This is a genomic window from Streptomyces longisporoflavus, from assembly GCF_014649775.1.
In the GTDB taxonomy this organism is placed as follows: Bacteria; Actinomycetota; Actinomycetes; order Streptomycetales; family Streptomycetaceae; genus Streptomyces; species Streptomyces longisporoflavus.
In genome coordinates this window covers 1-13,169 of record NZ_BMTR01000032.1, presented here as the reverse complement: position 1 = coordinate 13,169, position 13,169 = coordinate 1, and the positions used below count along the sequence as shown (strand labels likewise).

The window sequence follows — 13,169 nt, the reverse complement described above, 5'->3', positions numbered from 1 at the left end:
GCAAGCTGCCCGGCGCCGCGCGCCGGGCAGCTTCGAGGTCACCGGTCAGTCGACCTCGCTCATCCGGGGCGCCTCGGCCGTCGACGCCGGCGTCACCGCAGGCTGTCCTCCTCGACGCCCCAGTACGCGCTCGACGACCACGGCAGAGGCGCAGAGAAGGGCGGCGAGCACGGAGAAGACGGGGAAGATCACGGTGTCGCTCCAGACCGTGGCGCCGATGCCTACGAGGAGTGTGGGCGTGATGAGCGCGCCGTACGCGAGCAGGTAGAACATGGACATGACAGCTCCGCGCCGCTCGGCGGGAATGTGAGCGGTCAGGTGGCGCAGGGAGCCGCCGAAGGCGAGCCCGTAGGCGCCGCCCTGGAGTGCGACGGTGACGATGATGACGGCGGCGTTGCCGGTCGCGAAGCCGGCCACCCCGGCCAGCATGAGCACGGCGAGCGCCGAGTCGCCGACGAGCGCGACCGTGCGGGCCGGGTAACGCGCGCTGACGACCTGGGCGCAGGCGGCGGACAGGGTCACGGCCGCAATGACGACACCCCCGAAGAACGGCCCGCCGACATGCGCCGCGTGGGCGGCGATCGAGGGTTCCAGCGAGAAGCAGACCCCGAGCACGGCCCAGGCGGCACCGGCGCCGATCACGGCGAAGACGAAGCGTCCGCGGATCTCCTTGGGTACGTGCGGGCGGGGGATTCCCAGAGGCGCGGCCCCGACCGAGGGGTGCGGCTCCCGCATCACCAGGAGGAGCACGAACAGGACGAGGGCGATGAACGCATCGGCGAGGTAGGGCAGGAACAGGGGATGGAAGCCGGTCTGGGCGAGGCCCGCGGTACCGAGCGCGGCGGCGGCGATGCCGACGTTGAACGCGATGGCGGTGAGGGTCCCGCTGCGGGCCGCCCGCTCGGGACTCACGTCCAGCAGAGCGGCCCCGCCGACGACGACGATCGCGCCGATCCCCAGGCCGTTGAGCATCCGCGCCACGACGAGGTGCCCGGGACCCGCGGCGAAGACGAAGACGGCCAGCCCGGCGAGCAGCAGCAGGACCGCGCCGAGAAGCACGGGCCGACGGCCGTACCGGTCGGACAGGGGTCCGGAGACGAGGATCGCGACGACCGCGACAGCCCCGTACGCGGCGAAGATGACGGTGGTGAGGAAGGGCGGGTAGTCCCATTTCTCGGCGTACAGGGAGTAGAGCGGTGAGGGGATGGCGGACGTCGCCTGCCCGAGCATGAGAAGCACGAGGAGGGTCGCATAGCTCCATGGCTGGGGACGCCGCCCATGGGAAAGTGCCGGCACAAGAACTCCTGGGAAGTATGATGTGTGTCGTACTTCGTGGATGCTAGGGAGAAGTATGATGCACGTCAAACTTGGAGTTGTCTGATGCCGCCCTGGGAGATCCCCTCCGACCAGCTGCCGCCCGTCGCCCCGGTCCAGAAACTGCTGCGCGCACTCGCGGATCCCGTACGCCTGGAAATGGTCCGCCGACTGGCCGTGGACCCCGCCGCCGAAGCCCCCTGCTCGGACCTCTACGAGGGCCTGAACAAGTCCACCGCGACCCACCACTTCAAGGTCCTGGTCGAGGCAGGCGTCCTCCACCCGGTCATGGTCGGCCCTTCCCGCGGACACCGCCTCCGCCGCAGCACCCTCCAGGAAGCGGCACCAGGGCTGCTGGACGCGCTGATGGCGGCGATGGCACGAGAGGGCTGACAATCCCGGGACCGGACGCGGCAGCACAGCAGGCCCGGTCGCGACGGAGCATGCGAGTCGGTGCAGCTCGCGAAGCCGCTTGGCCGCTCCCCCGGCCACGACCGTCATCGGTTCCGTTGCCACCCAGTGCGGGCTGCGGCTGCGGGTCTCGAGGGGTACCGGCCGGTGCGAGTGACCGCTACGCATTCGTCGCCGGGCGGGCCATGGGTCGCTGCCGCGGTGCCAGGGCCCCGGCAGGGCTCGCGGGACTTCCGTAATACCGCGGGCGTCCAGGAATGAACCAAGGATGGGTGAGAGATGAAGTCCGTCGTTCGGACGGCTGCCGGCGGGCCCGAGGTCCTCCGGTTGGTCGAGCGTCCGGTCCCCGAGCCCGGCCCCGGGGAGGTACGGGTCCGTGTGCACGTCTCGGGCGTCAACCCGACCGACTGGCGAAGCCGCCAGCGCCCGCTGCCTCCAGGCATGAACGAGCAGGTGCCCCACCAGGACGGCGCGGGGGTGATCGATGCTGTCGGTTCGCAGGTCGATCCGGCACGAGTCGGACAGCGGGTATGGATCTGGGAGGCCGCGTGGGACCGGCCCTGGGGAACGGCACAGCAGTACACGCTCGTGGCCGAACGGCACGCCGTCGCGCTGCCCGACCACGCTCCGTTCGAACTCGGCGCCGCCCTGGGCATCCCGGCCCTGACCGCCCATCGCACACTGACCGTGCACGACGGCGGACCGGGGCAGATCGCGCCCGGCACGCTGCGGGGCACGACCGTCCTGGTGGCGGGTGGCGCCGGCGCGGTCGGCAACGCGGCCATCCAGCTCGCCCGCTGGGGCGGAGCCCGCGTGATCACCACGGTCAGCAGCCCGGCCAAAGCCGCGCTGGCGCGCACGGCCGGCGCCCACCACGTCGTCGACTACCGCGCGCAGGACGCGACCGCGGAGATCCGCGCCCTCGCTCCCGAGGGCGTCGACATCGTGGTGGAAGTCGCACCGGGCACCAACGCCGCTCTCGATATTGCGGTGACCGCCCCGGGCGCCGTGGTGGCCTACTACTCCGGCAGCGAAGACGAACAGCTCTCCGTCCCGGTGCTCTCCTCACTGGCGGCGAACCTGCGCTGGCAGAGCGTCTACGTCTACACCGTGCCGCCCGCCGCGAAGCAGCAGGCGCTCACCGACGTCGCCGCAGCCGTGGACGCACGCGCCCTGCGGGTGGGCGAGGACGCCGGAATGCCGCTGCACCGCTTCCCGCTGGAGCACATCTCCGACGCCCACACCGCACTCGAACGGGGCCTGGTCGGAAAGGTCCTGCTCGACATCCCGTGACGGCGGGAACGCGCGTCGCCGGCGTCCTGCGCCGCAGAAGCGGTGGGACCGCGTACGTGCTGGTCAGTGGGTGTCAGTTAGTGCCCGAGGTCGCACTGACCAGATCACTCCGTCACGGGCAGGCACTCGGCGAGCAAGTCGACGACGTCATGCCAGACTCGCTGTGCATGCCGCGGGTGGTATCCGACGCCGGGGAGCACGGTGTGGTCGACCGTCGGGTGGTGGAAGGCATGCAAGGCGCCGCCGTAGACCACCAGGCGCCAGTCGACGCCCGCGGACTGCATCTCGGCCGTGAATGCGTCCCGTTGCTCGGGCGGCATGATCGGGTCTTCCGACCCGACCCCGGCCCACACCGGGCAGCGGATGCGCGCCGCCTCGCCCGGTCGGCCGGTGATCAGACCGTTGACGGTGCCGATCGCGCGCAGGTTGACGCCGTCGCGCCCGAGTTCCAGCGCGATCGCGCCGCCGGTGCCATAGCCGACGGCGGCGATCCGGTCGGGGTCGACCCGCGGTTCGGCGCGCAGCACATCGAGCGCCGCGTGGCCGATGCCCCGCATCCGGTCGGGGTCGGCGAGCAACGGCATGCAACGAGCCAGCATCTCCTCGGGGTCGTCCAAATAGCGTCCGCCGTGGATGTCGAAGGCAAGCGCCACGTACCCCAGTTCGGCAAGGGTCTCGGCCCGCCGGCGCTCGACGTCGCTGAGCCCCGTGCCCTCAGGCCCCAGCAGCACTGCGGGCCGGCGGTCGATACCGGCCGGAAGCGCGAGGTGCCCGAGCATCGTCAGACCGTCGGCCGGGTACTCGACCGTGCGCGTGGTAATCGTCGTCATGACACTGGACGGTAGTGATCGACGGGCACGTTCGCCTGGTGTTCTGCCGCTGGCAGAACAGCGCGGACGAACCCCGAACCCGACCGCTGACAGACGATCAAGATTGCAGACAGCCGCCCGTGACCAGCACGAGCACCCACCAACCCCCCGCCGCACCAGCAGCCGCACCAGCCAAAACCAATTCGGTGGATCTCCAGGAAAGATCCATGTCGAGAGCGCCCAGCCGGTCCGCTGCGGCTATCTGATGACCGATGACCAGTAGTCGACGAGGACGGGTGCGATCGCCCGGCGACGACGACGGAAGTCCTCGAGCCGCCGCAGGCCCTTGATGCCCCGTCCGTCGACCGCTTCGAGGAGCGCCGCCAGGTCGGGTTCGGTGCCGCTCGCCTCATATATCTCGGCCCAGGCCGCGTAGGTGCGGAACCCCACTTGGTAGCGGCCGACCGTGTTCGCTTTCACCGGCCGGCCGTGCGGGTTGTTGATGCCCTGGTCCGTGAGATGCGCGGCGAGCTCCTCGCGGCAGGGCTCGCCCCGTGGGCGTGCAGGAACTCGTAGCCGAGGTAATAGCGATCCACGGCGGTCGGCTGCACCACCTCATGCGGGTCAAGTTCGTCCAGGGGCGGGCCGTCGCCCGGGCCGGGCTGCTGCTCCCCCGGCGAACCGGAGGGAGCGGGCGCCTGCACTTCGGGCTCTGCTGCGGCCCGCGGGCCGCGTACTCCGACGGCCTGCTCCGAGGCATCGTCGGTATCCGGCACCGCGCGCGTCCGGCTCCACGTCCGCCGCGGATTCGACGTCCTGCTGGTAGCGCTGGCGCAGTCCCGGCAGGAGGGGGTCGAGTGCCTGCTCGCTCAGCGGGCCGCCACCGCGGCCGATGACGCCGTACACGTCCAGCAGGTAGAGACCGAACTGCCGGGCGTTGGGGTAGTCGCCGAGCTCGGCGGCGTAGGCGCAGAAAGCGGCGTAGTACCGCTCGTCGTCCAGCTCACGGGCCGCGGGCCTTTCGTGCCGCGCAGTGAACCAGGAGTCCGGCTGCCGGCCCACTCCCCGGGGCCCGGCCTCCGCCAAACTCGGTCACGACAACACCGTCCTGGTCCGCTGCCAACGGCGCAGACCAGGACGAGAACTGGCACTGCCTCACCTCCACCGAGATCGCCGTCACCGACCACCCTGACGACGAGGACTCCGCGCCCTACTCAGTCACCGCAGCACGTCTGTGCACGCACGCCCTGGCCTGGCCTGGCAGCACCAAGCACCCTGCCCGTCCGTGCAGCCATGCAGATACAGGAGCCACCCGGCTACCCGCGAACCAACGACAGCGGGGAGGGCCTCCAGGAGGCCTCTTCGTCAAGGCGTTCATCCAGGAAAGCACGTTTGGTTCAGTCAGGACGGTTCGCGGGGCCACCGCCTCCTGCCGCGAACCGTCCTCTCAGCGTTGCCCTGCCTTCACCCGAAGCAGGCGCCATTGCAGGAGTATTCCCACCGGGTCCCGCACCCGGACGCACTCCACACACAACAACACGGGTTGTTGCCACACGCGCATCCCGTGTCCACGTAACAGCAGGCCACGCAGGGGTCACCGCTGCACCACTGGTCCACCGTGCTGCAGGCGCACCCATTAGCTGCTGTTCCTTGTTCGCCGGCCGGTCCGAGGTGGGCGATGAGGGCCTTGGCTTCTTTCTCCCCGAAGGCCTCGATGACCGTGCTCTTGAGCTTCTGCAGTGTGCGGTCGGTGGGGTCGCCGCGTTCGATCTTCCCGGAGAAAAGGGTGGTGGCGGTCAGGGTCGCGAGGGCTTCGTCGATGACGTCGACTTGCGTAGAACTGAGGGCGGGATGGGACGAGCGGTAGGCACTGAGGTGCTCGCGCCAGAGACTGCTTCGGGTCTCGGGAGTCGAGGCCGTGTAGATGGCCCGGCGATAGGCCACCGAGTAGCTCGTGACTTCCGCATACCCGGTCGGCAAGCTGTCCTTGTTGCGTTCGAGCCACGCCTCGACATCGGCGTTTTGCACCGCGGGCGCCGCCGCGGATGCACGGCCGGTGAGCACGAGGCCGCCGGCAGCCACCGTTCCCGCCGCGAGAGTGAGGAACCGCTTACGGGGCATGCCCTTGGACGTCTTCCCACCGGAACCGGCGCGTGACATCTCACCAAGGGCCTGCAGGACACGCAGAGTGGGCCCCGCCCCCAGGCGGCGAGTCAGAGGAAGGGCCATCCCGATGCCCGTCCACCCGCGGACACCGCCGCCACCGACCTTCAACAGCGTGGGCCTCCAGGCAGGATCACCCCCCAGGGCCGTCTCACGCCAGGCCCGGACATCCGGATGACTGAGAGGAAGGATCTCCAGGCGGTCACCGACACAATCCGAAACGGTCGAAGCCACCTGCCGACACGTACCGCAAGAAGCATCGAAAGCAAGCAGCCAACGCACATCGTTCCCGGTCATCAGAACACTCCTCGCTGATCGCGGCCCCCCGGAGAAGCGGCGAGGCCGACTCCTGCTGGCCCGTCAGTCTGGTGCATCGTTCCACCGCTATCCAGACCCTTCGATCGTGCTCGAAAGGTTCCGACCGGCAGGTGGTCAGCTGTCGTTCATGCTCCGCTCGTCGCAGGGCCGACCCTGCAGAAGGGCGTGCCCCAAGGGGCTGAGGCTGTGCAGCACAGACTTGCCCACTCGGTAGGTGCTCAACAGGCCGGCCCTGCGCAGAACTCCGGCGTGGTGGCTGGCGGTGGCCGGTGAGATGTTGGCGTCGTGGGCGAGTTCCATAGTGGTTCTGCCCCCGTCCACGATTGACTCGAGAACTTTGGCGCGTGTTTTCCCGATGAGTGAGTGAAGTGCTCGTGACGGCGCAGTGTGCGTGGCGTCAATTCCTTCGGGAGCGGCTTCCAGCGCGTGGGCGTGCGTCATGGGGTACACGACCGCGCACGGTAACGCTGGGTCTTTTAACAGGGTAGGCCGCCGCCAGCAGAAGAAGGACGGGATCACCAACAGTCCGCGGCCGTTCAGAAAGAGGTCACGATCAACGTCCGGACCGGTGACCTCCAAGACCGGCGGGTGCCAGACGAGTCCGGGGTGCAGCCCGCGCAGGAGCCCATGGAGATCCCCGTGGGCCAAGTACCGGTTATGGGCGCTGCGTTCAGCTTCCAGGCGAGTCCTGACACTCTCCCACCACGGGCTCAGCGCGGTCCGAAAGTAGGTACGGAACAGGCTTGTCACGTGCGCCAAGGCGTCGCGATCACCGTCGGCCAGCGGCCTGGTCCACGCGGGAAGGCGCCCGCCGCCGGCCGACAGGGTGAGCAAGTCTTTGCGGAGCCGGAGACGGCTGGTGGACAACAGCGCGCCGATTCCGGCGTCCAAGCTGCCCGAGCCGCCCGCCGGTGTGAGAAAGTCCGCGGAGTACCCCACGGGCGGTGCCAGGCGCAGGAGTTCACGCGTATGAGTGGGCAGCCTCCGGCGTACATCGTTCCGCCAGTGACGGAACAGGATGGCCGCTTCCTGCGTTTGCAGCATGTGCATGCTCAGCAATGACTCCCACATGGGGTCCGGAGTCTGCGCCAGCCTGATCTGAGCCAGGTCCTCGTCCGTGAAGTGGATGCGTACGGTCACTTGCTCGCCTCCGTCCGTCGTGACGACTTCGCGGCCCCCGCAGGCTCCGCATGCCTTTCTTTGTAGTGGAAGCGGGAGTCTGCGCCGCATCGGCGCGCGGCCCTTCCAACCGAAGGAGCACCGTGCCTCCGCAAACGTGAAGTTGCTCGCCGCATGGACTCCGAAGCAGATTCGCACCACTGTTCGCACAATGCGATCAGGGTCCGGACGCCTGCTCGAGCGCGCAGCAGTTGGGCTCCGGCCCGCGCCGCAGGCTTCCGGCCCGGCCCGAGCCGTGACAGACACACATCTTTCCGCGACCGGCTGGAGCCGCATCACACACATCACGGCTCCAGCCTCCGCCCTCCCGGACGTGGCGGCCAACAGGGCTCATTGCGCAGCTCTGCCGCCCGGAGGACACCGCGCGAGGGACCGGCGGAGGGGAGCTCCGGACCCGCGCGCCCCGGCCGCCGCCGCACCCGCGACGCGGCGGACGACCACTTCAGCCTCCCGCCACGGACACCGCATGTCCCCGAACCTGTCATATTCACCAGCGGATTCCGCCCACGGCGCCTGACGCTGCCGTCGGGGCAGCGGTCGGACGCGGTCCTGCGACATCGGCTCACGCGCCTGCGCCAGACCAAGGACGGCTCGCAACGCGAACTGGCTCGGACGGGGCGCGCGTGCCCAGGCGGTGCACATCAGTAACCGGCTTGCAGAGGCTCCGAGTTCGGCGCCCGTGAGATCGTTTTCTGCTCCTGCCCGGCTGGGCTTAGATCACTGACCGCACCAGATGTTCAGGCCGGGCGCGGCGGGGCGCCGCCTCACCGGGCGGGCGGGCCTGCCCCTGCGCCGTCCACGGCCTCCAGCGCGGCGACCAGCCGGTCGAGGGCGGGCAGTGCACGGTCGAGAGCCAGCCGGTCGGCGTCGGGCAGCCCCTCGACGACTTGGGCGAGGGCCGTGGTGCTGGCCCGGTCGTAGCGCTGCAGGAGTTCCTGGGCCTCCCCCGACGCGGTGAGAACCACGGTCCGCTGGTCGTGCTCGGGACGGACCCGCTCCACCAGCCGTTCGGCGGCCATCGCCCGGACGACGTTGCTCACGGTGGACGGCGCCACCCGCAGCCGGGCGGCCGCCGCTCCGGGGCTGAGCCCCTCGGGCGACGAGGACAGTGCCCGCAGCAGTTCGATCTGTGCCTCCGGCAGATCCGGCAGCCCCTCGGCGTTGCGGGTGGCGCGCAGCACGGCACGCCGCAGCGGCCCCAGCAGTCCGCCCAGTCTGGCGGCCACTTTGACCGCTCCCGGTGTCCCGGATTCGCCCGGTGTCCTGGGTGTGTCCGTGCCGCCCTTGCCGCCAGCTGTCCTGTCCGTGTCACGCATGACTTCATTGTGACCCCCGACAGAAGATTTTTGCGACAAACATATTTTGCTGCACAATGGGTTTGGGAGCGGCTTACCCGGACCGTCCCGGATCCCCGCCCGGCGGGCAGCCCTCCCCGAGCACCGAGCACAGCAAGGAGCACGGACATGACCACTCAGCACGACACCCCGACGACCGTCGAGAAGCCCGTTCCGCCGCAGAACCTCTCCGGCATCACCGGGCACCGGTTCATCTACACGTACGCGAACGGCTGGCAGTACGAGATGTACGTTAAGAACGCCACGACCATCGACTACCGCATCCACACCGGCATGGTCGGCGGCCGCTGGGTGAAGGACCAGGAGGTCGACCTCGTACAGCTCACCGACGACGTCTACAAGGTCTCCTGGAACGAGCCGACCGGCACCTCGGTCGTCGTCAACGTACTGCCGGGCCGGCGTGTCCTGCACGGCACCATCTTCTTCCCGCAGTGGATCGAGCAGGACGGCAGCAGGACGGTTCTCTACCAGAACGAGCACCTGGACGAGATGCGCGCCTATCGGGACGCCGGCCCCACCTATCCCATCTACGTCGTTCCGGAGTTCGCCCGTATCACCCTCTTCGAGCACGTCGGCGAGAACGACGAGAGCGTCGTCGCGGTTGGCCCCGAGGACCTGCCCGAGGGCTTCGCCGACCGCGTCAACTGAGAGGACACCACCTGCATGACACCCCCTCCCCCGCGGCGCCGCCTCTCCGCTTCTTCGTCCGCCTGTCGGTGCGCATGGTCGCTCCGTACGGCCTCGGGGAGGCGCCCGACGGCCACCGCAGAGGTCGCGCCGGAGCGTTGCGCCGGGCCTGGCAATCATCCCGCAGTCCACACCCGATGGGCTCTGCTATGCGGAACGGTGGCGCGGAAGATCGTGGAGCCGTGGGGTGATGCAGTGCGCAGCGCAGAGTGTCCGACGGAGATGCGCCGAGCCCGCTATCGCCCGGTCTGTGCGGGGGCCTGACGGCCCGCCAGGAGCGGCTGGCGCGGACGAGGTCAGGTCTGATCGGTGGCGGTAGCGCAGTGGCGGTCCTGCCGGTCGAGAGGGATTGCAGCGGGGACGCGTACTGGGTGCCCGTGTCGAACGGCTCGTAGCGGGCTGGGATGACCATGCTGGTGCACTGCTCCAGCGGCGCGACGACAGTGTTGTAGGCGGGGCGGTGTTTGTACTGGATGAAGATCCAGCCAGCACTTACCGCGCCAACCCGGTTGCGTCGCCGACCGGGCGGCGAACCCGCGCTGCATGCGTCGCCCGCCACCATCATTCTGCGTGCACGGCCCACAAAAGCAGCGCGCCGTCCCGCCAGGCCACCACCCGCGTCAAAGCCGCCAGCGTCCGCTGTGAGGGCCGGTCCGGCGTAGCGGTCCTGTGAACAGCGGTGAGCTGGTGGCCGTGGTGCCGGACGGCGCGGCCCGGAAAGTGCCGGCGGGTAACTGCACGATCCTGGCGGGGCGTTCACCGCCTCGCCAAGCTGCCTTACCCCACGGCCTCGGAGTCGTCTGCCGGCCGTGTTCTGAGGACTGAGGGCCCCCTCGCGGCAAACAAGGGGGCCGTCCCGGACAGGGATCCTGCAGCCGGAGCGCGTGACGCGCTCCCCTTCTTCCTCTCCATTGGGCCGTGGAGCGGCGAGGCAGCGCAAGCGGAACGGGAAACATCGACCTTTCCGGGCCACAGCGCGCACGAACGCGCGAAAGACGCCTTCAAATCGTCCGTTCTGCCCGACCGCGGGCGCTGCAATTGTTCCCGGATCACCCATGCGGGCCTCGCCGCGCTCGCCCGCGCTCCATGCTGAGGCTGGCTTCTCGATCTGGGGGACGCGGCAAACGTCCGAGGAGCTGCAACCACGGACTTGGAAACGCAGCCAAAGGAAGCCCATGACAGGCAGAACTGCCGTTGCCATAACGGCGCTCGTGTCACTCGTCGCCCTGTGCGCGGTGATGACCGCGCTGGGACAGACCGCCGCCGCGGTCCTCGCCCTCATTCCCTCCATCGCCCTGGGCGTACAGCAGATACTGCAGGCCTATACCCAGCACGTCGAAGGCCGTCGCACGACCGTCGGCCCGGGCGACGCCGAGGAGCGCCAGCAGTGACCATGCCGACGCCGCCGACCGGCCCGGGCAGCCCGGCGCCGGCCAGGCCGGGCCGCAAGCTGGGGCCGATCGCCGCTGACGCCAGTGCCTCCCACCGGGCCTGGCTGGAGCCGTTACGCGAGTTCTATCTGGCCAGCGGTATGACCATAGAGCAGCTCGGCCACCGCATGGGCTGGTCCCGCTCAAAGATCAGCGAATTACTGCGTGCGGTGGGCCGCTACCCGCGCTGGGAATGCCTGCGCGCCCTGCTCCGTGCCCTGGCCGTGCCCGATTCCTCGGTCGTCGTGCTGCGCGGGCTGTGGGTCGGGGCCGCGCGGGAGCTGAACAAGCGCACCGTGTGGATCAACGGCTGTGTTGCCAAGGACTTCCCGCATCCCGACAGTGAGCGGCCCGTGCATTTCAGCGCCTTCCAGGAGCTGTACCGCGACATCTACTTCCGTTACGCCCACACCTTCCTGCGCCGCCCGGTGGTGGCGGAGCGCGCCGTCTACGACGCGTTCTTCCTGCTCCACGTCCTCTGGGACGAAGCGCTGTCCAGTGAGAATCCCGAGCGGTTCGCCTGGCGCGTGCTGCGCGAGACCGTCATGGAGCGCACGCCCCACCCCGGCGGCTGTCCCGACCTGGTGGACGCCGCCTTCGACTCCGTCGCCCTGCGCCGCGCGAACGACCACGCCACCGAACTACACCAGGTCGAAGAGTCGCTGAACCTGTTCCGGGCGGTGCGCCACCTGCCGCCCGACCAGCTTGACGTGATCGTCCTGATGCATCTGCGCGGCATGCCCGACCTCGACGTCGCCCGCGTCCTGGGCCGTCCCGTGGGCGTGATCCGCTCCACCGAGCGCCATGCCAAGCGCAGCCTGAACGACTGCCTCTTCCCCACCCGCTCAACCCCGGAGGGACCACGGTGACCTCACCCATTGATCACCTGCTCGCCCGAGCCCGCCTCGTCGACAGCCCCCGCCCCGCTGCCGGCCCACGGTGCCCGTACAACATCACGGCCGCACCCCGGGACCGCCGTCCGGCCGGGCGCGGCCCCTGGGACGACCGCACCGCCCAGGCCACCGCGGATCTGCGCACCCTGTGCGAGACCGTCGCCACGCGTGCCGCCCTGGAGACCCTCGCCCGCGGTTTCCTCACTGCCACCCTGCCCGCCGACCCGGACGTCGCCTGCGTACTGGGCTGCCTCCTCCAGCTCGGCCAGGCACCCGACGCCGCGCGCTTTTGGTGGCAGTTCGCCGCAGGCGCCGGCGACCACACCGCTGCCTACTGTCTCGCTCTCCAGCACCGTTCACAGGGCGAGGAAACCGCCGCCCTCCTCTGGCTGGAGCAGATCCCCGGCGCCAGCGACCCCGACGAACGCGTCCGCGCCGAGCCCGGCCGGCTCCCCGCCATCAAGCGGCCCGCCAGCCTGCCCACCACCCTGCGCATCCTGCGCAGGCTCAGTCCCGACCGCCGATTCCGCACCCGCCAGCCCGACATCGCCGACGTCATCACCTACGTCGCCTCCGCCATCGAATTCGTCGACGACGACCTGGAACTGCCCCTGCCCGTTGCCGACTTCACCGCCCGGATCCGCTCCCTGACCACCCCGGGGCTGACCCCCGCCACTCCCCCGCCCCCGCACACGGATCCAGACCCCCTGCCCGCCCGCCACCGCGGCGGCACGGCCATTCGCTCCGCCCAACGCCGCATCGACTGGGACGTGAAACTCATCGGCGCTACCTGAGCCGCCTGCCCGCAACAGGCAGGCGCGCCTGCCGCGGGAAAGGGCCCGGTGGCATCAGCGCGATCGGCTCGCCGTCAGCGCGTGCGGAAGGTCGCAGGCCGTATGGGCCGGGGCGAACAGGCTCGCCGTGCGGTCCCACAGAACAACGAAGGGAACCTTGACCTACCTACCCCCACGTCCTCGCAGGGGGCTCGACTGAGAGGTCAGCCACGCGGCCTGTCCGATACCGCCGCACGATCACTTTCAGGCGGCTCGGCTGACGTCCAGCCGCTCGGACGACGGCTCGTATCCAGCTGCCCTGTAGGTGGCGACGGCGGCAGCGTTCGAACTCGGGGTGCTGACGCGTGCGCTTGATGCACCGAGTTCACGCAGCGCCGCCGCTGCGGCGACGCTGATCGCCGTCCCGTAGCCGCGACCGCGATGGTCGGCGTGCACGCCCACCGGCTCCAGCAGACCGGGCTTGCCGGGCCCGGCCGACCAGACCGTCGCCGCGGCCACCGCGTTGTCCTGGTCGTCGTAGCCG

At 69.9% G+C, this 13,169-nt stretch carries 14 protein-coding genes; 6 read left to right on the top strand and 8 right to left on the bottom strand.

Features of this window, described 5'->3' with window-relative positions:
• Nucleotides 1-45 precede the first annotated feature (45 nt).
• Nucleotides 46-1,230 carry an MFS transporter gene (locus IE226_RS37610; protein WP_229871796.1) on the bottom strand — a complete coding sequence of 395 codons (1,185 nt, stop codon included), beginning with the start codon at nt 1,228-1,230 and terminating at the stop codon, nt 46-48.
• 150 nt (nt 1,231-1,380) lie between these two features.
• On the opposite strand from IE226_RS37610, the gene IE226_RS37605 reads away from it, so the two are divergent.
• Together IE226_RS37605 and IE226_RS37600 are read left to right on the top strand one after the other, a co-directional pair.
• Nucleotides 1,381-1,707 carry an ArsR/SmtB family transcription factor gene (locus tag IE226_RS37605; RefSeq protein WP_190086003.1) on the top strand — a complete coding sequence of 109 codons (327 nt, stop codon included), beginning with the start codon at nt 1,381-1,383 and terminating at the stop codon, nt 1,705-1,707.
• Between the two features lie 297 nt (nt 1,708-2,004).
• Nucleotides 2,005-3,018, top strand: a complete 1,014-nt coding sequence (locus IE226_RS37600) for an NADPH:quinone reductase (protein ID WP_190086002.1) — start codon at nt 2,005-2,007, stop codon at nt 3,016-3,018.
• A gap of 104 nt (nt 3,019-3,122) precedes the next feature.
• Here IE226_RS37600 and IE226_RS37595 read toward each other — a convergent pair whose 3' ends face one another.
• From IE226_RS37595 to IE226_RS37570, 6 genes are all read right to left on the bottom strand, one after another.
• The gene (locus tag IE226_RS37595; protein ID WP_190086001.1) at nt 3,123-3,848 is read right to left on the bottom strand and encodes a dienelactone hydrolase family protein; all 726 of its coding nucleotides are present in this window, start codon (nt 3,846-3,848) and stop codon (nt 3,123-3,125) included.
• Between the two features lie 237 nt (nt 3,849-4,085).
• Nucleotides 4,086-4,307 (bottom strand): hypothetical protein, encoded by a 222-nt coding sequence (locus IE226_RS37590; protein WP_190086000.1) that lies wholly within the window; start codon nt 4,305-4,307, stop codon nt 4,086-4,088.
• Between the two features lie 144 nt (nt 4,308-4,451).
• Nucleotides 4,452-4,889: a hypothetical protein gene (locus tag IE226_RS37585; RefSeq protein WP_190085999.1), complete on the bottom strand. Its 438-nt coding sequence runs from the start codon at nt 4,887-4,889 to the stop codon at nt 4,452-4,454.
• Between the two features lie 402 nt (nt 4,890-5,291).
• Nucleotides 5,292-6,287: a bacteriocin fulvocin C-related protein gene (locus IE226_RS37580; RefSeq protein WP_190085998.1), complete on the bottom strand. Its 996-nt coding sequence runs from the start codon at nt 6,285-6,287 to the stop codon at nt 5,292-5,294.
• 135 nt (nt 6,288-6,422) lie between these two features.
• Nucleotides 6,423-7,448: an ArsR/SmtB family transcription factor gene (locus IE226_RS37575; RefSeq protein ID WP_190085997.1), complete on the bottom strand. Its 1,026-nt coding sequence runs from the start codon at nt 7,446-7,448 to the stop codon at nt 6,423-6,425.
• An 803-nt stretch (nt 7,449-8,251) separates the two neighbouring features.
• A complete protein-coding gene (locus tag IE226_RS37570; protein ID WP_190085996.1) occupies nt 8,252-8,803 on the bottom strand; it encodes a MarR family winged helix-turn-helix transcriptional regulator in 552 nt (183 codons plus the stop codon).
• Nucleotides 8,804-8,950: 147 nt separating this feature from the next.
• Here IE226_RS37570 and IE226_RS37565 point away from each other — a divergent pair, with 147 nt between their 5' ends.
• The 4 genes from IE226_RS37565 to IE226_RS37550 all read left to right on the top strand — a co-directional run bounded on the left by IE226_RS37565 (nt 8,951) and on the right by IE226_RS37550 (nt 12,646).
• Entirely contained in the window at nt 8,951-9,490 is a 540-nt protein-coding gene (locus IE226_RS37565; RefSeq protein ID WP_268251311.1) for a phenolic acid decarboxylase, read from the top strand.
• Between the two features lie 1,214 nt (nt 9,491-10,704).
• Nucleotides 10,705-10,920: a hypothetical protein gene (locus IE226_RS37560; RefSeq protein WP_190085995.1), complete on the top strand. Its 216-nt coding sequence runs from the start codon at nt 10,705-10,707 to the stop codon at nt 10,918-10,920.
• Nucleotides 10,921-10,922: 2 nt separating this feature from the next.
• On the top strand, nt 10,923-11,828 hold the full coding sequence (locus tag IE226_RS37555; protein WP_190086045.1) for a helix-turn-helix domain-containing protein: 906 nt from the start codon (nt 10,923-10,925) through the stop codon (nt 11,826-11,828).
• The gene (locus IE226_RS37550) at nt 11,825-12,646 is read left to right on the top strand and encodes a hypothetical protein (RefSeq protein ID WP_190085994.1); all 822 of its coding nucleotides are present in this window, start codon (nt 11,825-11,827) and stop codon (nt 12,644-12,646) included. The genes IE226_RS37555 and IE226_RS37550 overlap by 4 nt, the downstream gene beginning before the upstream one ends.
• A 243-nt stretch (nt 12,647-12,889) precedes the next feature.
• Here IE226_RS37550 and IE226_RS37545 read toward each other — a convergent pair.
• Nucleotides 12,890-13,169 (bottom strand): GNAT family N-acetyltransferase (locus IE226_RS37545; protein WP_190085993.1); only part of this gene is annotated, 280 nt, incomplete at its 5' end.